The organism is Acidobacteriota bacterium (assembly GCA_028875575.1).
GTDB lineage: Bacteria > Acidobacteriota > Terriglobia > Versatilivoradales > Versatilivoraceae > Versatilivorator.
The window spans coordinates 35,717-56,858 of sequence record JAPPDF010000097.1; the positions used below are offsets into that span (position 1 = coordinate 35,717).

The 21,142-nt window shown below is 63.4% G+C and carries 15 protein-coding genes; 4 read left to right on the forward strand and 11 right to left on the reverse strand.

The annotated features are described in order from the left end of the window. Positions 1-16 precede the first annotated feature (16 nt). The 7 genes from OXI69_16385 to OXI69_16415 all read right to left on the reverse strand — a co-directional run bounded on the left by OXI69_16385 (position 17) and on the right by OXI69_16415 (position 9,796). Entirely contained in the window at positions 17-148 is a 132-nt protein-coding gene (locus OXI69_16385; GenBank protein MDE2667721.1) for a hypothetical protein, read from the reverse strand. 31 nt (positions 149-179) lie between these two features. Beyond that, positions 180-497 carry a nucleotidyltransferase family protein gene (locus OXI69_16390; GenBank protein ID MDE2667722.1) on the reverse strand — a complete coding sequence of 106 codons (318 nt, stop codon included), beginning with the start codon at positions 495-497 and terminating at the stop codon, positions 180-182. A 114-nt stretch (positions 498-611) separates the two neighbouring features. Then, positions 612-2,087 carry a DUF1501 domain-containing protein gene (locus tag OXI69_16395; GenBank protein MDE2667723.1) on the reverse strand — a complete coding sequence of 492 codons (1,476 nt, stop codon included), beginning with the start codon at positions 2,085-2,087 and terminating at the stop codon, positions 612-614. Positions 2,088-3,105: 1,018 nt separating this feature from the next. Then, positions 3,106-4,572 (reverse strand): DUF1501 domain-containing protein, encoded by a 1,467-nt coding sequence (locus OXI69_16400; GenBank protein ID MDE2667724.1) that lies wholly within the window; start codon positions 4,570-4,572, stop codon positions 3,106-3,108. Then, on the reverse strand, positions 4,533-5,714 hold the full coding sequence (locus tag OXI69_16405) for an HRDC domain-containing protein (protein MDE2667725.1): 1,182 nt from the start codon (positions 5,712-5,714) through the stop codon (positions 4,533-4,535). The genes OXI69_16400 and OXI69_16405 overlap by 40 nt, the downstream gene beginning before the upstream one ends. A gap of 22 nt (positions 5,715-5,736) precedes the next feature. After that, the gene (locus OXI69_16410; GenBank protein MDE2667726.1) at positions 5,737-8,112 is read right to left on the reverse strand and encodes a PSD1 and planctomycete cytochrome C domain-containing protein; all 2,376 of its coding nucleotides are present in this window, start codon (positions 8,110-8,112) and stop codon (positions 5,737-5,739) included. Between the two features lie 274 nt (positions 8,113-8,386). Beyond that, positions 8,387-9,796, reverse strand: a complete 1,410-nt coding sequence (locus OXI69_16415; protein MDE2667727.1) for a GH32 C-terminal domain-containing protein — start codon at positions 9,794-9,796, stop codon at positions 8,387-8,389. 360 nt (positions 9,797-10,156) lie between these two features. Between OXI69_16415 and OXI69_16420 the strand changes: the two genes are divergently transcribed. From OXI69_16420 to OXI69_16430, 3 genes are all read left to right on the forward strand, one after another. Continuing rightward, entirely contained in the window at positions 10,157-11,068 is a 912-nt protein-coding gene (locus OXI69_16420; protein ID MDE2667728.1) for a 3-keto-5-aminohexanoate cleavage protein, read from the forward strand. 56 nt (positions 11,069-11,124) lie between these two features. Continuing rightward, complete coding sequence (locus OXI69_16425; protein ID MDE2667729.1) at positions 11,125-11,979, forward strand: sugar phosphate isomerase/epimerase; 855 nt, start codon at positions 11,125-11,127, stop codon at positions 11,977-11,979. 112 nt (positions 11,980-12,091) lie between these two features. After that, complete coding sequence (locus OXI69_16430; GenBank protein ID MDE2667730.1) at positions 12,092-13,657, forward strand: FAD-binding oxidoreductase; 1,566 nt, start codon at positions 12,092-12,094, stop codon at positions 13,655-13,657. A 64-nt stretch (positions 13,658-13,721) separates the two neighbouring features. Here the strand turns inward: OXI69_16430 and OXI69_16435 are convergent, their stop codons facing one another. From OXI69_16435 to OXI69_16450, 4 genes are all read right to left on the reverse strand, one after another. Further along, positions 13,722-14,696: a D-glycerate dehydrogenase gene (locus OXI69_16435; GenBank protein ID MDE2667731.1), complete on the reverse strand. Its 975-nt coding sequence runs from the start codon at positions 14,694-14,696 to the stop codon at positions 13,722-13,724. 180 nt (positions 14,697-14,876) lie between these two features. Continuing rightward, positions 14,877-15,107, reverse strand: coding sequence for an AbrB/MazE/SpoVT family DNA-binding domain-containing protein (locus OXI69_16440; GenBank protein ID MDE2667732.1), 231 nt, complete (start codon positions 15,105-15,107; stop codon positions 14,877-14,879). Between the two features lie 304 nt (positions 15,108-15,411). Continuing rightward, the gene (locus tag OXI69_16445; protein MDE2667733.1) at positions 15,412-16,905 is read right to left on the reverse strand and encodes an acyl-CoA synthetase; all 1,494 of its coding nucleotides are present in this window, start codon (positions 16,903-16,905) and stop codon (positions 15,412-15,414) included. A 59-nt stretch (positions 16,906-16,964) separates the two neighbouring features. Then, the gene (locus tag OXI69_16450) at positions 16,965-19,994 is read right to left on the reverse strand and encodes a TonB-dependent receptor (protein MDE2667734.1); all 3,030 of its coding nucleotides are present in this window, start codon (positions 19,992-19,994) and stop codon (positions 16,965-16,967) included. A gap of 158 nt (positions 19,995-20,152) precedes the next feature. Between OXI69_16450 and OXI69_16455 the strand changes: the two genes are divergently transcribed. Continuing rightward, a complete protein-coding gene (locus tag OXI69_16455; protein MDE2667735.1) occupies positions 20,153-20,980 on the forward strand; it encodes a TauD/TfdA family dioxygenase in 828 nt (275 codons plus the stop codon). Positions 20,981-21,142: the final 162 nt, after the last annotated feature.

Sequence of the window (21,142 nt, forward strand, 5' to 3'; positions counted from 1 at the left end):
TCCTGGTGTTTTCGCTTCAACGTGCGGCAGCCTCGCCAACGATCTCCACCGACTTCAGAATGGAGAGTTGAGTCCGCCGGTCCCTGAGAAATTCGGCGTACGACATGCCTTCAGCGAAAGACACGGCGTCCTGCGCGGCAACCAGCATGTCCAATAGGTATGCCGTGTCATCACGCGGCCTAGACCACCCGCGCGGAGTCGAGAATGGCCTTTCGGCGGATATAGTTTCTACTGTTGTCGATTGCTCCCCGAGTGACAAGATCGACTTGCCGGCCGAACAACTCGCTCAGCTCCCGTTCCATTCGGATGATACCAAGGAGCCCGGGAGTACGCTCGGATTCGAATCGGACTAACACGTCAACGTCGCTGTCGGGGCCGAAGTCGTCGCATAGCACGGAGCCGAATAGCGACGACTCCTTCACTCCCCAGCGTTTGCAGAAGGCACTGATTGTGTCTGGAGGAATATCGATATGTGGGCTACTCTGCCATGTTCGCATCCATGTCGAATGCGCCAGACTGCAACTCCTAGCTCCCCTGTCGTCGGTCATGGCCTTGAGGCCGAGTAAAGTATTTCCAACAATTCAACAACCTCCCCAAACTTTCTCTCCAGGCTAAGCCAGGATCTCGTGGAGGATTCGTCCGTGGACGTCGGTGAGGCGGAAGTCGCGGCCCGAGTAGCGGTAGGTGAGCCGTTCGTGGTCCAGGCCCATCAGGTGCAGGATGGTGGCGTGCAGGTCGTGGACATGCACCCGGTCGTGGACGGCCCGCATGCCGAAATCGTCGGTGGCGCCGTAGGTCATCCCTGCCTTGACGCCTCCTCCGGCCATCCACACGGTGAAGCCGTAGTGGTTGTGGTCCCGCCCCGGCCTCTTGGTGCTGGGATCGGCGGTGGGGGTGCGGCCGAACTCGCCGGCCCAGAGCACCAGGGTCTCCTCCAGCAGACCCCGGGCCTTCAGGTCCTTGAGCAGGGCCGCGATGGCCTGGTCGCAGTCCTTGGCCTTGGGTCGATGCCACAGGATGTCGCCATGGTCGTCCCAGGCGATGTCGGGGGCAAAGGCCAGTTGCACCACCCGGACCCCCCGTTCCGAGAGCCGGCGGGCCAGCAGGCATCCCTCGGCGAAGCCTCCGAAGGGGCGTCCGCCGATGGTGCTGTAGGTGGGTTCATCGGTGATCCCGTAGAGATCGCGGGTGGCTTGAGTCTCCCGGCTGAGGTCGAAGGCCTCGGGGGCGGCCGTCTGCATTCGATAGGCCAGCTCGAAGGACTGAATCCTGGCCTCCAGGGCCTGGTCCCGTTCCACCTGCTCCAGGTTCAAGCGGTTCATGCGGGCCAGCAGGTCGACCTGCCGCTGCTGCTCGGCGCGCGACAGGTAGGGGTTGCGCAGGTCGGGGACGACCTTGCTGGGGTCCAGGTTCTCGGTGTCGACAAAGGTGCCCGAGTAGATGCCCGGCAGGAAGCTGCTGTTCCAGGCGGGCTCTCCGGGGCGGTGCCGGCCCTTGTGACAGATGGAAATAAAGGCGGGCAGGTTCTGGTTTTCCGTGCCCAGGCCGTATCCCAGCCAGGCCCCAATGCTGGGCCGGTTGGGTTGAATCGCCCCGGTGGTCATCATCAAGAGTCCGGCCACGTGCTCGGGAAGGTCGGTATGCATGGAGTGGATGATGCAGAGGTCGTCGATGCTCTGGGCCACGTGGGGAAAGAGTTCGCTGACCCAGCGGCCGGACTGGCCATGGCGTTGGAACTCGAAGGGCGACTTCATCAAGCCCTCGGTCTTGCGCAGGGTCTTGATGTCCACGGCTGCCGGGCGTTGGCCGTGGTATTTCTCCAGCAGGGGCTTGTGGTCGAAGGTGTCCACGTGAGAGACGCCGCCGTTCATCAGCAGGTGAATCACCCGCTTGGCCCGGGGTGCGAAGTGAGGGGCCTTGGGAAGCAGGGAGCTGCCGAGCCGCGCTTCCGAGGCCTGCAGGGTGTCGGAGCCGAGCCATCCGGCCTGGTCCATTACGGCTGCCAGTCCCAGGGAACCGATTCCCGTGCCGACCCGGCTCAGTAGTTCCCGGCGGGACAACGACTGTTGAAGGAGTGGGTGTCTCATCTGTGAGGGTAAGTGGGTGTTGTTGACTTGCCGGAGTAACCTTGTTCCGGCGTCTAGCCCGCATTCGCTACCGACCCTGTCACACTAAGGGTATCAAGCACTTTCGGCCATATCCAAGGCAATTCGGAATCGTCCCGCCCGGCATTTCCAGCCATTCAACAGTGTCCCCGTTTCCCTGACCTGAGACAAACGAAAAAAGAGTGGTCCACGAAGCGACACGAAGAACGACGAAGGGCCACCAAGCGTGACGGCTCTGCCGCATCGGCAGGGCTGCGGGCCGGAAAGCCGGCGCGTGCCCCCTTGAATAGCAAGAGTGATGGGAGGAGGCGCTCCCGGGTGGGCTTCGTCCCCTGACGTCATCGCGGCCAAGGAGGTCCATCGGTCTTTGTGATTAGCGGCCCCCCGCCCGGACGTGCGGATCATACGAGAGTGAAACCGGTTTGTTCCAGTTGCTGAACGTGTCGATCAATGAACCATCCACTAACCGCTGACCACTTTTCACTTTTCACCTGGTTGCGCCGCCGTCCCATACGACGAGGCAGCTCATAGGGGGCGAAACAGGGGCGTTCCAGACAAGTACCACCCCTGCCCTGCCGGGCAGATCATACGAGAGTGAAACAACGAATCTTCATAGCCTTTCGGGGAAAAGGGTCCTGTTCCGTTAGCATGGTTTTCCACCTAATTGAACATCGATGCACAGGATGCACAGGATTAACGGGACAAGAGCTTCCAGCACGAGAGGCCAGCTCAGGCGATGATCCGGTGCGGTTTTGCGGATTCCCGGCATGAAGAGCTAGCCGTTTCCTGAAAAAAATCCTGTATATCCTGTGCATCGATGTGAATAAAAAATTTGCCCATGCTCGACTTTGAACCGGTTTCCAGCCACTAGGCGCCAGCGTTTGTTTCAGGTAAGTCGTGGTTCGTCTTCGACAAGCGTCGTCAGTTTCTTCCTCGAATGATTTGCCCGGCAGGGCGGAGGCGGGACTTGTCCGTGAATCCCGTGATGGTTGTGCCCAGGCTAGGCCAGGATCTCGTGGAGGATCCTTCCGTGGACGTCGGTGAGGCGGAAGTCGCGGCCGGAGTAGCGGTAGGTGAGCCGTTCGTGGTCCAGGCCCATCAGGTGCAGGATGGTGGCGTGCAGGTCGTGGACATGCACCCGGTCGTGGACGGCCCGCATGCCGAAATCGTCGGTGGCGCCGTAGGTCATCCCTGCCTTGACGCCTCCTCCGGCCATCCACACGGTGAAGCCGTAGTGGTTGTGGTCCCGCCCCGGCCTCTTGGTGCTGGGATCGGCGGTGGGGGTGCGGCCGAACTCGCCGGCCCAGAGCACCAGGGTCTCCTCCAGCAGACCCCGGGCCTTCAGGTCCTTGAGCAGGGCCGCGATGGCCTGGTCGCAGTCCTTGGCCTTGGGTCGATGCCACAGGATGTCGCCATGGTCGTCCCAGGCGATGTCGGGGGCAAAGGCCAGTTGCACCACCCGGACCCCCCGTTCCGAGAGCCGGCGGGCCAGCAGGCATCCCTCGGCGAAGCCTCCGAAGGGGCGTCCGCCGATGGTGCTGTAGGTGGGTTCATCGGTGATCCCGTAGAGATCGCGGGTGGCTTGAGTCTCCCGGCTGAGGTCGAAGGCCTCGGGGGCGGCCGTCTGCATTCGATAGGCCAGCTCGAAGGACTGAATCCTGGCCTCCAGGGCCTGGTCCCGTTCCACCTGCTCCAGGTTCAAGCGGTTCATGCGGGCCAGCAGGTCGACCTGCCGCTGCTGCTCGGCACGGGACAGGTAGGGGTTGCGCAGGTCGGGGACGACCTTGCTGGGGTCCAGGTTCCCGGTGTCCACGAAGGTGCCCGAGTAGATGCCCGGCAGGAAGCTGCTGTTCCAGCCAGGCTCACCGGGACGGTGGCGTCCCTTGTGACACAGGGAGATGAAGGAGGGCAGGTTCTGGTTTTCCGTGCCCAAACCGTATCCCAGCCAGGCGCCCAGGCTGGGCCGGTTGGGTTGAACCGCCCCCGTGTTCATCATCAAGAGCCCGGCCACGTGCTCGGGAAGGTCGGTATGCATGGAGTGGATGATGCAGAGGTCGTCGATGCTCTGGGCCACGTGGGGAAAGAGTTCGCTGACCCAGCGGCCGGACTGGCCATGGCGTTGGAACTCGAAGGGCGACTTCATCAAGCCCTCGGTCTTGCGCAGGGTCTTGATGTCCACGGCTGCCGGGCGTTGGCCGTGGTATTTCTCCAGCAGGGGCTTGTGGTCGAAGGTGTCCACGTGAGAGACGCCGCCGTTCATCAGCAGGTGAATCACCCGCTTGGCCCGGGGTGCGAAGTGAGGGGCCTTGGGAAGCAGGGAGCTGCCGAGCCGCGCTTCCGAGGCCTGCAGGGTGTCGGAGCCGAGCCATCCGGCCTGGTCCATTACGGCTGCCAGTCCCAGGGAACCGATTCCCGTGCCGACCCGGCTCAGCAGTTCCCGGCGGGACAACGGTGTACGAAAGTCCATAGTGCTTCTCCAAGTTCCTGACGCTGCCATCGGCGAACATCCTTGCTTTTCATCTCGTCGTCGAGCCCATCCGTCCAGGTGGTGGAGAGACGCGCCAGGCTGGCGGTTGGCCAGAGCAGAAATGAAGAGAGCCTGAGGCGACTCGCTTCTCCGGCCCGCCACTCTTTCAGGAGACGCAGCCGGGTTCGATTCTCCCTGAACCCCGCCCTGCGCTTCCGCGGGCGCTGGACGGGGCCCGTCCTGATCCCTTCTTGGATGGCTTGGCGCACTCCCAGGGATAAACGGCCGTCTCCGTATCTTCCTAGGCCCTTGACACGGGCAGGATCGGAGTAGGGGCTGGCCGCCAGCTCCACCATGGCCGCGTCGGAAAAGATTCTGAACGGCGGCCGATCACACCGCAGCGCTTCTGTCTCGCGAAAGGCGTGGAGCGATCGCAGGACCGCCAATCCCCGTCCGTCGAGGTCTCGACTGCCCTTGACCGAGAGGAATTTCCACTCGGCGTCCGGCGCCACATAGCGAATGCCCTCAAGCCGCTGGCATTCCTCCCTTACCCACTCCGTTCTGCCAAGCCTGTCCAACTCCTCGTACAGGAGTGTCGCAAGCCGGTCGAGGTGAAGCACATCCAGGGCCGCGTACCGAAGCAGGGCTCCCGTAAGCGGCCTGCGAGACCAGTCGGCCCGCTGCAACTTCTTGTTCTTGTCGATCTCGATGCCCAGATATTCCGTGAGGACCGCTGCCAGGCCGAGCTTTTCGGATCCCACGAAGGCGGCGGCCATACTGGTGTCGAACAGGCCGCTTACGGTGAATTTCCAATCACGATCCAGGAGCCGCAGGTCGGAGTTGGCAGAGTGGAAAACCTTCTCGACGGCGGCGTTGGCCAGGAACTCCCCGAGAGGTGTGATGTCCTCGATCGAGAGCGGATCGATGATGTATACGGCGTCAAGGGTTGCAAGCTGTACCAGGCACACCCGTTCGGGGTAGCGGTGGAAGTTGTTGGACTCCAGATCCACCGCAACGCGTGCCTGCCGTTGCACCGATTCGACGACTTCCTCCAGCTGCGCCTGGGTCGTTATTCTCTTGCCCAGGCCCCCGCCGGTGTGCTCCAACGCCGCAACGCTTGCGGGGTTGGCTATCCCATCCATATGAGTTGGTATTCGGTCCCTCTCAGCGCACGTGCATCAATTCGTTTGAGCTCAGCAGCACCTGGGCGTACTGTTCCCAGCGGGTCAGCCGCTTGGGCGGGTCCACTCCCGGGTCTTCCTGCAGGAATTCCTGCGCCAATCTCCGTTCCGTTTCCGATGGGGGCCGCGAGAACACCAGGCGGAAGGCCTCATCGATGCGCTTGCCGTTTTCCTCCACCACGGAGAGGCGCCGGGCCAGGGCTTGGGCTCGAGCCACCATGAAGGGACTGTTCATCAGAAAGAGCTGCTGCTGAGGCACGGTGGAGACGGTTCTCTGGCTGCGGGAGAGCCAGGCGCTGGGAAAGTCGAACAGGCGCAGGAACTGGTCGGAGGCCGAGCGCATGTCCCGGTGGACGGAGGCGTAGAGTGTTCGCCGACGGCTGCCGAGAATGTTCTCGACCGAAGGGCCTCCGATCTGCAGATCCTGCTCGCCGGCGGCCGCCAGCAGTCCGTCCCGCCAGGCCTCCACGTCCAGCCGCCTGGGATTCATGCGCCAGAGCCAGCGGTTTTCCCCGTCCACCTCGAAATTGCCGCGGTTGAAAGTGCTGCTCTGGCGGTAGGTGGCAGACAGCAGGATCTCCCGGTGCAGGCGCTTCATGGACCAGCCGGAGTCGATAAAGCGGCCGGCCAGCCAGTCCAGCAGCAGCGGGTGGGTGGGAGGCTCTCCCATGAATCCGAAGTTGCTGGGCGTGCGAACCAGGCCCTGACCGAAGTGGTGCTGCCAGATGCGGTTGACCATGACCCGGGCCGTCAGCGGATTGTTCTCGCTGACGATGGTCCGGGCCAGCTCCAGCCGGCCGCTGCCTTGAGTGAAGGGAGCCGGCCGGTCCCCGGCGATGACGCGCAGGAATCGGCGGGGCACCATCTTGCCCGGATGCACCGGATCTCCCCTGATGGCCACCGGGATGTCCTCCGAGCCACCCTCGGTGACGCTGTGGACATGGGTCGGCTCAGGGGGCAGCGTCTCCTTGAAGGCTTCCAGCTTGGCAGTCAGAGCGTCGACGACCTTCTGTTGCTCCTTCATGGCGTCGACCTCGTCGTCCTGGAAGAAGATCTTCTTGGTCTTGGCCTCTTCGACGCATTTCTTCTTGTCCTTGAGGACCGCTTCCAGGTACTCGTAGCGATCGGACACCTTGGAGGGCACCGTCCACTTGCGGGACACGTACTCGGTGTTGAAGAAAACGCCCGCCAGGGAGTAGTAGTCCTCGGTGGGGATGGGATCGAACTTGTGGTCGTGGCAACGGGCGCAGGAGACCGTCAAGCCCAGAACGGCCCGAGACATGGTGTCGATCTTGTCATCCATGGTGTCGTAGCGGTGGCGCAGCTTGCTCTCCTTTCCACCGCCATCGGATTCGTAGATGGGACCCAGGGAAAGGAAACCCAGGGCGCTCCACCCTTCCATGCCCACACCGCTCATCAGGTCCCCGGCGATCTGCTGCATGATGAACCGGTCATAGCCCAGGTCCCGATTCAAGGCTCCCACGACCCAATCCCGATACTTGTAGGCGTAAGGCAGTTCCTTGCGGCTATGGTTGTTGGCGCGCTGTTCTTCGGCGTAGCGGGCCAGGTCCAGCCAGTAGCGGGCCCAGCGCTCCCCGTAGTGGGGAGAGGCCAGCAGGCGGTCGACCACGGTCTCAAAAGCCTGGGGTGAAGTATCCGCCAGGAAGGCCTCGACCTCTTCCGGGGAGGGTGGCAGACCGATCAGATCCAGGGTGACCCGGCGAAGCCAGGTGCGCCGGTCGGCCGGTCCCACCGTCTTGAGTCCCTTCTCTTCCAGTCGGGCCAGCACGAAGCGGTCAAGGGAAGAACGGACCCAGTCACCGTCCTGCACGGCGGGAAGCGCCGGTTGAGCCAGGGGCTGAAACGACCAGAACCTGCGCCCCTCCTCCAGGTCGATGGAGTCCTGGACCGGCGCGACTCCGGAAGCGTCGCTTCTGGGGTCGGGGGCGCCGACCCCCACCCACTGCTCCAGCAGCTCGATCTCCTCCGGTGGCAGGGTTCCCTCGGGCGGCATGGACAACTGGGGATCCTTGTAGTTGACGGCCTGGATCAGCAGACTTCCGGCGGGGTTGCCGGGGACAATGGCGGGACCTCGGCTTCCCCCGGTTACCCATCCCTCTCGGGTGTCCAGGCGCAATCCCCCCATGGGAGCGGGCTCGGCTGAATGGCAGGCGTAGCAGCGATCAACCAGCAGCGGGCGGATCTTGGATTCGAAGAATTCGACCTCGGCAGGCTTGAGAACCGGGGGTTGCAGGGCATCGGCACCGGCGGCCGCAGACCGGGAGGCTGTCGAGAGGAGTCCCCCCAGCAGCAAGAGGGCCAAGCCCGTGGACTTTCGGATAGGAATGCTTGCCGACACGGTCACTTCTTCTGGTTCACGGGGATCGACGATCGATTCATCCAACGACTGATCCAAGCCGGAAAAGGAAAATCAATTTTACCTTTATCCCTATAGCCAAGACAAGGTCGGGCAAGCGCCTAATGCCCCGTTTGCGCTATCTGATCGACTGCGCCGAGACAAACAAGACGCTGGACGCATCGATCCAAAAACCCTGCACCCTCCACGCTTCACCCTCTACGCTTCACCCTTCCTCCTTCAAACTTCAAACTTCACACTTCAAACTTCAAAAAAATCACCAGATGGAGTTCATGGACCACACGTCCAGCGATTTCAGCACGGCGGCGCCGTTCTCGGCAAAAACAGCGATACCGAGATCCTCCGCCGGCGCGTAGTTGACCCGCGTAACCGCGGTGCGTCCTTCGTCGATAAACACTTCCAGGACGGACTTGTCGAGAAACAGGTGCACCTTGAGAGTCCTGGAACCGACCTCCAGCGGCACCTCGGTTCCCGCCACGTTCAAAGTCCCATCGCTGTAACGCAATGAAATGCCGTTCTGCCCATCCCGGCTGCAACGAACCTTCAGGCCGAAAGCGCCGGCATCTCCCGGGACGAATTCGGCCTTGATCTCCAGCGCATCCCCGGCGGCGCCCTCAACGACTTTCAACTCGTCGGCCAGGCTCAGACTCTCCAGCTTCAGATGTTTTCCCCGCAGTCGTTCCAGTTCCGGCGCCGGGGTCTGGATGAGACGATCATCCTGGTCCAGGCTCAGCAGGCGGGGCAGCGACATGCAGCCGTTCCAGCCACGATCGGGTTTGAAGCCGCTCACCCATCCCAGCAGGATGGTGCGACCGGCCTGATCGGTGAACACCGTGGTGCCGTAGACACCCCGGTGCAGGGGTGTCGGCATCTCTTCGCCGCCATAGCCGTAGTCCAGAACGCGAGGCGGGGTCTTGAGGTCCAGGGCGATGGCGTCCGGATCGAAGTCGCCGATCAGATAGCTGATGGGATAGGTGGAGCGGATCACCACCTGGCGGCCGTCCAGCGAAAAGAGATTGGGGCATTCGCCATCGACCCCCTCGACCTTGCCCACCGCTTCCCAGGCGGTGAGTCGATCGTTTTTCGCCTTGCAGATCAGCCCCTCGGTTTCCTTGAAAGTGGCGAAGACGCCGTCTCCCACCTGAAATACGAACATGTCTGCCCAGTTGGCCTTGACGTCCTCGGGGATCCCACTCTTTCCTGCCGCCAGGCCGATATCGAACCTGCGCCAGACCATGAGGTCCTCATCGAGCGGCTCGGCCGCCCACTGTTCGCGCTTGTTCTTGGAGAGATCCATGGGCGTATGGGCGAAGAACAGGATAGGACTGCCGTCCTTTCGGATGAAGGCGCTGCCGGAGGCTTCCAGCCTTGCGCCTTCCGGCGGCATCAGAACGGGACGCAAGTGCTCCCAACTCACCAGGTCGCGGCTCCTGGTATGTCCCCAGCCGATGCCGCGCCCTCGGTTGTGGCCGTCCGACAACGGACCCTGTTGGAAGAAAACGTGGTAGTAGCCCCGGTAGTGGAAGCCGCCGCAGACATCGTTCATCCACAGGGCGGGCGGGCGATAGTGGTATACCGGGCGGGTGGGATCCCGGGCCGCCTTGGCGGCGGCGTCGTCGATGGCGGCCACGGCCCGGTCGATCCGTTCCTGCTCCGGGTCTTTCACTGGACCGCATCCGAGTAAAGCGACTGCAATCGTCAATAGCGCCAAGCCCGCTCGCAGGCTGCTCTGGTTCATCTCTTCCCCTTTTCCCGGTAACGTTTGGAGACCGGGAATTATCGCACAGGGGTCGGCCGGGGGAAACCCCGGACCTCGCCCGTCCGCACGGCTATCCCGGCCTGCCCCGTAGGGGCAACCCTTGTGGTTGCCCGGTTGGTCCCGTTCGCCCGGTCATCCCCGCGCTGGGTGGCCACCCTGCCCGCGGGCTGGAACTATCCGGTTTACGAGCGAAAGCCGGAATCAGTATAGTGAGCAGCCTGTTCTCCCCGCCAGGGTTGTTCCCGCGGGGCCTCATGAGGAACTGCCATGGACAAGCTCGTCATTACGGTGACCACCGATTCCACCGGGTCCTATCCCCGCAATCCCTACCTGACGCCTTGCACCGATGCCAGGGGCGTGGCCGAGGAGTACCTGCGCGCCCTGGATGCCGGCGCCGCCATCGTGCACACCCATGGCGCCTACACCCACGATCCCGTCATTCAACCGGACGGGCGCAAGTTGTCCATCCCGGACATGGAAGGCTGGCGGGACATCTCCGAGCGGATTCGCGCCAGGTTCAATCCCATCATGCAGTTTGGAATGGCCAGCATGCGCCTGGAACAGAAGCTGGAGCTCTGGGAGACCCTGCGGCCCGACATGAGCTCCATCAACTTCAACTCCCACGACGAGTATTTCCAGCCCGATCCGGAATATCCGCCCTTCAGCGTCTACTCCGTCCATCCCATCAACGAGCTGCGGGAGTACGCGCACCTGGCCAAGGAGCGGGGCGTCAAGCTGGAGATCGAATGCTTCAGCACGGGCGCCTTCTGGGCTATCGGCAAGATTCGATCGGGCGATTTCTGGACCGACGAAGGGGTGCGGGAGCAGGAACCCGGCCTGCTGGCCGATCCCCTGTGGCTCACGCTCTTCTTCGGCTGGGACGGCCAGAGCTGGACTCCTCCCACCATTCGGGCCTTGCAGTACATGGTGGACAACCTTCCCCCCCACGCCAACTGGAGCATGAGCTGCATGGAGCCGCCGGTGTACTGGTCGATGGTGGCTCACACCATTGCCGTGGGAGGGCACGTGCGCATCGGCATGGAAGACTGTCCCTACCTGGAGGCCGGGGTCTATGCCAAGACAAACGCCGAGCTGGTGGAAAAGGCCGTGCGCATCGCCGCGGAAATCGGCAGGGAGGTCGCCTCGCCGGAGGAAGCCCGCAGAATCGTGGGCCTGTAAGCGCTCGGGTTCCGGCGCGGCCGTGGGAACATCGACCGCCGGTCAGGGAGCCACCAATGAAGGGCATCAGTTGCAACTCCAACCTGCTGAGCGACCTGCCGGTGGAGCAGGCTATGGACGTGCTGGCCGAGCACGGCTACGCGGCCATTGACATCTGCCTGGAAATCGCACCTCCCTTCGTTCCCATACCCACCCCCCACCTCAGCCCCGAAGACGGGTCCGGCAAGCGGGAGCAGGTGCGAAAACGGGCCGAAGAGGCCGGAATCGCCATCGCCGCCCTCAATGCCCACACCAACCTCTGTGCCCGAGATCCGGCGGAGAGGGCCGCCAACGCCCGGTTTCTGGAAGGTTCCGTCCAAATGGCAGCCGACCTGGGGGCTCCCATCGTGGTCACCGCCGGGGGAGGGAAGAATGCCTACGGATATGAGCAGTGGTTCTTCGATTGGTCCGTCGAGGTCCTGCGCCAGGTGCTGCCGACCGCCCAACGCCTGGGCGTTGCCCTGGCCATCGAAGCCGGCAGTCCGGCGGGGTCCCTGATCTACAACCTCAAGACCATGCGGAAGCTGCTGAACACCAGTGGTCTGGAAGGATTGCAGGCCCTGTTCGATTGCGCCCACTACCACATTCGGGGAGACTCGCCGGTCACGGTGTTCAACACCCTGAAGGACCGCGTGGTTCACATGCATGCCAAGGATGCGGCGGGCGATCCGGAGAACATCGTCTTTCCGCCACTGGGCCAGGGGGAGGTGGACTTCGACGGCTTGCTGGGCGCCATGGCTCGAGCCGGCTACCACGGTTACATCGCCATGGAGTACGAGGCCTTTGCCTGGGGCTATTCCAGGGACTACCGCAAGGTCCTTTCCGAAAGCAAGGCATTCCTGGACCCGCTGATCGCAAGGCACTGGGGCTGAACCCGGGCGTCATCCCAGGGAATCCAGCGGAGCCGCGAAGCGGCGGCAGCAGTTATCCGTGGGCGTCAGCCGGGCTTGTGCCCGGCACGAGCCATTGGTAGAATTTCGCCCAATGTCCGAAACAACCTCAACCACCCGCTCCCATTCGCAGGCAGCCGTGCCTTTGGGCACACGTCTGCGTGTTGCCCTGGAGCTGCTGTTCGGTCTGCGTCCGGCCGATCTGCAGACAGCCAGGATCTACGCCGACGCCCAATTTGCCGGCCACTCCCTTGTCGTCAGGTGGGCAAAGCTGGTCTGGTGGGCCTGGCGCCAGATGTGGGTCACGATCCCGGACGCCAACCGGGATCTGGTCATCGAAGGCAGGATTTCCAGGACCCCCATGTGGTTGATCGACGCCAACCCCCTGGCCAATCACCCCTGGGAAAGCGACCCTTCGGCCCGACTGCCGCAGGAGGTGGACACGGTGGTGATCGGCGCCGGCTTCACCGGTGCAGCCGTGGCCTACCACTGGGCCCGCAGGGCTCCGGACGACCGCCGTCTGCTGGTGCTGGAGATGGATGATCCCGCCAGCGGCAGCTCGGGACGCAACGAGGGGCTGGTGGTGATGGGCCGCTACTTCAAGTATGTATACGACACCGTGCTGGAAAGATTGCCGAGCCTGCGTCCCGATCTGGAACGGGACCAGCGGCAGCGCCTGGCCCGTCAATTCGCCCGGGTCTATTGTGTAGGGGCCTACCGCAACGCCGAAATGATCGAGAAGACCATCCGGAGCGAGGGCTTCGACTGCGACTATTCCCGTTCGGGCTGGGTTCAGGGCCAGGATGCCCTGGGTCAGGAGGGGCTGGAGGCATCGGTGAAGATGGCGGTCGAAACCGGTTTCACCGACTGGACTTCCATCGGTCCCGAGGAGGTCCTGGAGCGCAGCGGCATGCGGGTGGATCATCCGTCCGGGTTTTCGCGGGCGGCGGCTTCCTGGCACCCGGCCAAGTGGGTCTGGTGTCTGCTGGGAGCCGCGCTCGGAAAGCCGAGCGTGGAACTGATGACCCGAACGCGTGTGACAGGGGTCGAGGACGAGGGAGAGCTCTATCGCGTGTCCACTACCCGAGGCTCCCTGTGGACCCGCCACCTGGTCTACGCCACCGAGTCCTACACTCCCAGGATCTATCCGCTGCTGCACGACTGCATCCTGCCCATGCAGCAGCAGGCAGCCAGCGGCGACGGCGGGCCCGAAAACATGAAGCCCCACGTGGGGATCAGCGGCTCCTGGTACTTCGCCGGACGTTACGCCCGCCGGGTCCTTTTCGGTTCGGGCGGTCCCCGTGTCCCCGATCAGGAGGCGGGCCGCAACCAGCCCTCACGTTTTCTCACCCGGTTCGTGGCGGCGGAGATGAAGAAGCAATTCGGTCCCTTTCGGCTCCGCATGGCCAACGAATGGAGCGGCACCGTGAGCTATACGCCGGATGAATATCCCATCGTCGGACTGCTGGATGGGAAGCGCCGACACATCATCGGCGGAATGGCCGGCTCCGGCAGCGGGGTGTCCTTCAACGGCGGCCGCTGTATCGTCAACCGCATCCTGGGCCTGGACGACGAGCCCGACGACTATCCCCCCGCCTACTTCGCTCCCAGCCGCCTCATCGATCCCTCCCGCCACCCCTGGCCGGATATCGAACGGTAGGGGCAACCCTTGTGGTTGCCCGACTATTCTCCCGCCCCGTCATTCGGCGCCATCCCTCGGCAATTTACAGGTCGATGCGGTAGATCGGATCGAGTCCGCGGGCCACCCGGTCCAGGTTTTCAGCGGCCATGGCGGCTCGCCGCTCGGCCGTCTCCTGGGTCTGGCCGGCAATGTGGGGCGCCGCCACCACGTTGGGGAGTTGAACCAGCGGGGAATCCGGATCGACGGGCTCCTCGGCGAAGACGTCCAGGCCGGCCCCGGCCAACTGTTTTTCGATCAGGGCCGCATAGAGGGCTTCCTGGTCCACCAGGGCACCTCGAGCCACGTTGATGAGGTAGGCGGTGGGCTTCATCAGCCGGAGCCGGCGCCCGTCGATGGTATGCCGGGTTTCCCGATTGAGGTGGAGGTGCAGCGAAAGGTAGTCGCTGTGAGCGATCATCTCGTCCAGTTGGTCGGGTGCGCCCACGAAATCGACTCCAAACTCCTCCTGTTCCTCCCGGGAGATGGACCGGATGTCAATGGCCGAAATCTTCATGGAAAAGCTCTTGGCCCGCCGCGCCAGCTCGATGGCGCTGGCGCCGAAGCCCACCAGGCCCAGACGCCGGTTTTCCAGGTCCAGCCCCTTGGGTCTGCCCACCACCCGGTCCCGGAGAAGAGCCTGGGATTCCGGCCAGCGGCGGGACACCATGATCATGAGCATCAGGGCGCATTCGGCCAGGGAGACGGCGCTGGAACCGCCGGGGGTGTTGGCGACCGGGATCCGCCTCTCACGCCAGTAGTCCACGTCGAAGTTGTCGAATCCTGTGCTGACCAGCTGCCACAACTTGACCGAACCGGCCAGGAGGTCGGCCAACGGCCGCTTGTCCGTGGGACCGCCTATGTCCAACACCGCGTCTACTCCCTGCAATTGTGGCGCCGGGTCCTGTTTGGGGTCGAATCGGACAACCTGGTGACGGGGGGCAATCAACTTCATTGCCTCCTGCTCCCAGAAGTCGGGAGGGGGCGTGGCAAGCAAGAGAACCTTGATAGAGGGAGCCATAAGATGAACCTCCTGGTTGGATGGACTAGCGAGGCGGAGACTCGGACCGACACGCGATTAAGGGAAAAGAGATATCCACGAAGGGGCACGAGGGGAATTGTTGATTTCGGATTTTTGATTGGGGAGTACGGACAACTGATTGTGCTTCAAACCCAAAGTCTACCATTGCGAAGCCGGGTCCTACTCGCAGGCTCCCTCGGCAACAGCCTGTTCCATGTCCTCCGGCGTGCGGTGAGGGCCGTCATGTCTCAATGCTGCAAAGAGTCGCCCGATGGACCGCACGGGCAAGATTCGGACCTCATTGTCCAGGATGACATAACGTACGCGACCTCCGGTCCTGACACCGAGTGCCTGCCGCACGGATTTTGGCAATGTCGTTTGCCCTTTTGAAGTGACGGCGGATTCAACCATGGAGAACACCTGATTCCTTACTTAAGTTAAACATGCCTTTACATATAAGAAAACCAAGGTGACGTGATGCATTGCACGCCGGGTAAGCCGGTCCCCTTTCATGCCGTGCGGATCAATCGGGTGGAGCCGGTTGCAAAATTCGGCGGCGGAATCTTTGTCGGGAATGGCCACAAAAGGCACAAAAACACAAAGAGAGCGGAACGATATCAAAATTCGTTTTGTGCTTTTTGTGGTGAACCTGAATTTCTCACCAAGTCGCAGCCGATATTGCAATGGGCTCTAGTTTGTTTCAGGTAAATGCAGGCTAGCCGGCCGGGAAGTGCCTGGCCAGATCGTGCTTGTTGACCTTGCCCATCACGTTGCGGGGCAGGTCATCCATCTGCAGGAAATGTTGGGGCACCTTGTAGACAGCCAGCCTGGCCTTGGCCCACAGGCGCAGGCGGTCGGGATCGGGGGACCGGCCGGAGCGGGGAACCAGCGCCACCGCCACGCACTCTCCCCATTCCCTGTCGGGAAGTCCGACCACGGCACACTCGGCAATGTCCGGGTGGGTCAGCAACACCTCTTCGATTTCCAGGGCCGAGACCTTGTATCCTCCTGTCTTGATGATGTCCACGCTCTGGCGGCCCAGGATGCGGTAGGAGCCCTTCTCGACCACGGCCACGTCACCGGTCCGGAACCAACCGTCCGTGAACGCTGCCCGGGTTTCCTCCGGTCTTCTCCAGTACTCCGCGAAGACTCCGGGTCCCTTGACCTGAATCTCCCCTGGAGTGCCGGACTCGACCGGTTTCTCCTGGTCGTCCACCAATCGCACTTCGACGCCTGGAAGCGGTGTGCCCACGTATCCCGCCCGCCTATCGCCCTCCAGGGGGTTGGAGAGGGCCATCCCGATCTCGGTCATGCCATAGCGTTCCAGCAGCCGGTGGCCGCTGATCTGCTGCCACTTCTGCAGCACCTGCACCGGCAGCGCCGCCGAGCCCGAGACCATCAGGCGCAGCTTGGAGCAGGCCTGAGACCAGATCTTTCGTCGGGAGGCAGGCGAGGCCTCCCAGGCGGTGATCAGCATGGAATAAACGGTCGGTACCGCCATGAACAGCGTCAGGGGGCTCCGGACGAATCGCTCCCACACCTCGCCGGCCTGGAATCCCGGCAGCATCTCGCAGGTGGCGCCCGACCAGAGAGCACAGCACAGAACATTGACGATGCCGTGCACGTGGTGCAGGGGAAGGACATGCAGGATATGGTCCTGTGGTTGCCATCCCCAGGCCCGGACCAGTGTCTCGATCTGGGACTCGAGGTTTCCATGGGTGGAGACCACTCCCTTGGGCCGGCTGGTGGTGCCGCTGGTGTAGACGATCATGGCCCGTCGCGAGGGAGAGATGGAGGGCAGCCGCACCGAGGCGGAGTCCGGTTCCGCAGAGGCGTCATCCATAAGGGCCACGTCGCACCTGCGGGCGACCGGACGGATCCGTTCCGCAAAGGATCTGTGGACGACGACCAGGTGGGCTCCGGAGTCCCGGATGACGTATTCCCACTCCGGCGGCGGATGGGAGGTGCAGAGGGGCACGGCAATGCCGCCGGCTCTCCAGATTCCCCACTGGGTGCCCACGTGGGAAAACCCCGGGGGTAGCAGGAAGGCGACTCTCTTTTCCTCGAGGTCGGCGGCTCCTTGAAGCAGTCTCCCCGCCGCACCGGCCGACGCCCGCAGCAGATCGCGGTAGGAGAAACAGGCGCCCTCGGCCAGAACGGCGGTTCGGTCGGGATGCTGCCGGGCCTGTTGGACCAGTCCTGGTTCCATGGATCGTTTCCCGGGAAGACAAGAGTGCTGACGGCTATGGGGCCTGGATTCGGCCCCGGTCAAAACCGCTGGGTGACGGTCAGCTTTACCCTGCGCCCCCGGGGGTTGTGCGTCAGGGAATCGAAGGCCAGCTCGGTGTTCACAAGGGGAGGCCGCTGGTCGGCCAGGTTCAGCGCGGAAACGGTCACCGTCGTTCCGGAATTGGGAATCTGCCACCGGAAGTTCATGTCGAAGGTCAGGAACTTGTCGATCTGACTGTAGGCGGCCACGGTGTCCCGATCCTCGTATCCCGAGATGTAGTGCACCCCTCCGATCAGGCCGTAGTGCCTCCAGTGGTAGCCCAGGCTGCCGTGCGTTCTCCAGCGGGGCAGGGGAGGGGCCAGCGGATTGGTCCGGTTCAGGTAGCCAGCCGCCTGCTCCCTGGGACGCAGTACCACGTCGTTGTGGCGGAGCGCCTCCACTTCGAAGTCGAGGGTGTGATTGCCGTCCAGGCGGCCAACCAGCACACCCGGTCCCATGAGCCTGCGGCCGCCCAGGTGCCAGTCGATCCCCGAGGTCTTGATGCCCGGCCAGTTGATGTGGTGCACGCGGATTCTCTCGATGTCCACCGGTTCGCAACTGCCGTCATTGCGGTTGCCGGGACAGAAGATGCGATCCTGCACCGCGCTTCGAGTGGCCGGGTCGGCGTAGGCGGAAGCCAGGGCGGCGTGGGGAAGGACCCCGATGGGGTTGTTGAAGTCGAATCCCCAGTAGTCCAGCGTGAAGTCGAAGTCGGGGTCGCGCTTGACGATCACGCCCAGGTTGTAGGTGAGCGCATCTTCCGGAAGCAGAGTGGTGCTCCCGGAAGTGCTGATGGCCTTCCAGGTCCCGCTGGCGGCCACGTAGTCGGTGGTGGTGACCAGGTCCTGGTTGAGGTCGTCCACCGAGGGAGTGCGGAAGGAGGTCTGAATCGTGCCCCTCAGGGCCACCAGGTTGCTCAGTTGCACGCGGATGGAGGTCTTGGGGTCGAAGCTGTCGGCGAACTCGTAGCGTTCGTAGTGGGCGGCCACCTGGGCATCCACCCTCTCGCCCAACTTGAGAGCCAGTTCCACGAAGGTCACGTGCGTTCCCTGCTGGTCGTCGTAGGGATGGGCTCCGGAAGTGAAGGTGAAGGAGCCGGTTTGCACCGGACAGGTAGTATCACCCGGGACCGGGCAGGGGTTGATGTCCAGGTTGCCGGCGGCGTTGGGGGTCGTTCCCACGTCCACCAGCCGGTACTGATAGCCCACCGCGTAGCTTGCCACGCTGGAATACAGCGTCCCGTTCAGGGTGGCGTCGGTCGTCAACAGGCTGGCCCGGTTGACGAAGGTGACGTCCTCGTTGATCCATCCCAGCAGTTCGGGACTGTTGGCCAGTTCGGGCCGAAACTCGGGGTTTTGAGTGTCTCTGAACTGGGAGCCCGGCTGGGCCGAGAATCCGATGGCGTTGCTGAAGGGGTTGTAGTAGGAGCAGTCGCCCCGCCCGGGAGCGACGCCCTCGGGGACGGAACCGAGAGCCATCCCGGAGGGCGCCGTCGGGTCCCGCGCCACGTTGACGCCGCAGTTGGGGCCGCCGAAACCCCGATAGGCCAGGAACTTGCGATGGGCCCATTCCCCCGGGTGGCTCAGCTCTCCCCTGGCGTCGGAGTAGGTTGCTCCCAGATCGTAGAAGAGGCCGGTTTCGGCGATCTCTCCCCCCACCGATCCTCCCAGACGCCTGGTGCGGGACTGCCGGGGCGATCTGCGCCCGGGCCCGGAGTTGCCGACCAGGCGGCCGAAGAAGTACCAGGGCTCTTCTCCGGTGAGGTCCAGCGGCTCGCCGGCGCTGCTGGGCATCATCGGGTATTGGCTCACAAACGCCCGTCTGCCCGGGTGATCGGCGCCGATCACCTGCAGGCCGTCGAAAATGGACACCGGCGGGAAGGACGGGGTGGTCTCCCAGTCGGGAATTCGGGCATCGGCGTAGAGCATCTCCAGGTGGTAGTTCCTGTTGTCACCGAAGGTCCCGTTGATCTCGGCGAACCCCCGACTGTGCTGCTGGGCGTAGATCAGGCTGTCCCAGGGCTGGTAGCGGAAGCGGCAGGTGCGGGAGCCGTTGTCCGTGTATCCCCCCATTGCGTCGCAGCCCGGGTCGATGAAGCGGGGGGCTTCCACCAGAGCCGAAATTCCGGTGGCTCCGGTCTGGGGCACGATGAAGGCGCCGGGGTTGCCGGTCCCCGACCATCCCCACCACCACCCCGGGTAGGGGCGCAACGACCAGCCGGTCTCCTCGGCTCCGAAGTGGCCGGTGCGCTTGTGTTCCATGGCCACCACCACGTGGGCGGAGGAGCCGAACTTCCTGCCCCAGATTCCGCCCAGCATTCCGTCCTTGGAACCGGAAAAGTGGTCGTAGGAAGCCGTGACTTCGAAGCCCTCGAACTGACTGCGGGTGATGAAGTTGACCACGCCGGCGATCGCGTCCGAGCCGTAGACGGCGCCGGCGCCCTCCTTGAGGACGTCGATCCGGTCGATGGCCACGGTCGGAAACGCGTTCACGTCCACAAAGCGGCCGCCGGCAAGCCGGGCCGGCAGGTAGGTCTGGCGCCGTCCGTTGAGCAGGACCAGGGTCCGAGAGGCTCCCAGGGAGCGCAGATTCACGTTGGCCACCGTCTCGGCAATGCCGGTCGAGGTGCCGTTGTACCAACTGTTGGACTCGCCCAGCACGCCGCCGCTGACACTCATGTTCTTGAACAGTTCAACCACCGAGGGCGATCCCTGCTGGGAGAGGGATTCCCGGTTGATGATAGAGACGGAATTGGGAGAGTCGATGGGAGTTTCGCGGATCACGGTGCCCGTCACATCGATCTCGGTGTAGATGATGTCGCCCTCATCGGTCAGCAGGATGTCGGTGTCGTCGTCTGGAGTGGCCGGGTCGGTTTGTTCCTCTTGTTCGCCGCGGTCGGACTCCCCGGTCTCCTGATCCGGCGCCGGCTGGTCCTGCGGGGAGATTGCGGGGCTTGAGGCCACAGCAGGCTCTCCGAAGAGCGCCAGGAGAATGACCAGGCCGATGGCCTGAGCGAGTCGGTGGTTCATGGTTTCTCCGGAACAGGTGAGGTCGACGTCAAGGACTCAGTGGGTTAAGGCTATGCTAGCCAGTACTTTCGCGGTTCTTGTGGTTGCCACCGATGGCCGCTCCAGTATAATCGAAGGGCTTGTATCGATTCCATCGGATATGGGCTGGGAGCGGAGCCATGGCCGTCACCGGTATTGAAGGACTGAAGATCATTCCAACCGGCGGAGCCCTGGGGGCCGAGATTCGGGGAGTGGACCTGTCCAGGCCGCTGACGGCGGATGCGGCGGCGATCATTCGCCAGGCTCTCCGGCAGCACTGTCTGATCTACTTCAGAAAGCAGCGCATCAGCGAGCGGAACCAGGTAGATTTTACCCGGCATTTCGGCAAACCCGTGGAGCACGTGCGCAAGCAGCTGGATCGCCCCGTCAAGGAGATTTTCCTCATCTCCAATCTCAAGAAGAACGGACAGCCGATCGGAGCCCTCAGCAACGAGGAAATCGGTTTTCATTCCGACCTTTCCTACCTGCCCCAGCCCGGGACCATCTCGACTCTCTACGCCGTCGAGCTCCCCGAGGGCGGCGGTGGCGCCACCCGGTGGTGCAATGGATACGCTGCCTACGACGCTCTGGACGACGCGCTCAAGGCGCGCCTGCGGGGGCTGAGAGCTGTCCATCGACACTCGGTGGAGGCGCAGAATCGTCCCTATCCCGTGTCTCACCCCCTGGCCTGCACCCATCCGGAGACAGGCCGCAAGGCCCTCTACCTGGGTCCCCACCTTACCAAGTACGTTGTCGGGTTCGAACCCTCCGAGAGCCGGCAACTGCTGGACCTTCTATTCAGCCACATTGAGCTTCCGCGCTTCGTCTGGACACACCACTGGCAGATCGACGACCTGGTGGTCTGGGACAACCGTTGCACCATGCACCGCCGGGAAGGGTTTCCCGGCCGGGAGCGCCGTCTCCTCAAGCGAACCCAGGTCTTCAACGACCAGACGCCCCGGGAATGAGCCGGGACCAACCTGCGGGCCCCCGGACGCCGCGATTAATTCGGACTGAAACAGGGGTGTTTCGGACCAGTGGAGAGTGGAGAGTGAAGAGTTGTCAGCCGTGGGTTTCGGGGACGAGCTGGCAGATTATGAACTGTCTGCGCTTACCTGAAACAAACGCTG

Bases quoted from the DNA above. Each gene is read 5' to 3' on its own strand.
- OXI69_16425 (MDE2667729.1), top strand. From the start codon at position 11,125: ATGAAGGGCATCAGTTGCAACTCCAACCTGCTGAGCGACCTGCCGGTG.
- OXI69_16420 (MDE2667728.1), top strand. From the start codon at position 10,157: ATGGACAAGCTCGTCATTACGGTGACCACCGATTCCACCGGGTCCTAT.
- OXI69_16385 (MDE2667721.1), bottom strand. From the start codon at position 148: ATGCTGGTTGCCGCGCAGGACGCCGTGTCTTTCGCTGAAGGCATGTCG.
- OXI69_16450 (MDE2667734.1), bottom strand. From the start codon at position 19,994: ATGAACCACCGACTCGCTCAGGCCATCGGCCTGGTCATTCTCCTGGCG.
- OXI69_16445 (MDE2667733.1), bottom strand. From the start codon at position 16,905: ATGGAACCAGGACTGGTCCAACAGGCCCGGCAGCATCCCGACCGAACC.
- OXI69_16405 (MDE2667725.1), bottom strand. From the start codon at position 5,714: ATGGATGGGATAGCCAACCCCGCAAGCGTTGCGGCGTTGGAGCACACC.
- OXI69_16395 (MDE2667723.1), bottom strand. From the start codon at position 2,087: ATGAGACACCCACTCCTTCAACAGTCGTTGTCCCGCCGGGAACTACTG.
- OXI69_16440 (MDE2667732.1), bottom strand. From the start codon at position 15,107: ATGGTTGAATCCGCCGTCACTTCAAAAGGGCAAACGACATTGCCAAAA.
- OXI69_16435 (MDE2667731.1), bottom strand. From the start codon at position 14,696: ATGGCTCCCTCTATCAAGGTTCTCTTGCTTGCCACGCCCCCTCCCGAC.
- OXI69_16430 (MDE2667730.1), top strand. From the start codon at position 12,092: ATGTCCGAAACAACCTCAACCACCCGCTCCCATTCGCAGGCAGCCGTG.
- OXI69_16390 (MDE2667722.1), bottom strand. From the start codon at position 497: ATGCGAACATGGCAGAGTAGCCCACATATCGATATTCCTCCAGACACA.
- OXI69_16400 (MDE2667724.1), bottom strand. From the start codon at position 4,572: ATGGACTTTCGTACACCGTTGTCCCGCCGGGAACTGCTGAGCCGGGTC.
- OXI69_16455 (MDE2667735.1), top strand. From the start codon at position 20,153: ATGGCCGTCACCGGTATTGAAGGACTGAAGATCATTCCAACCGGCGGA.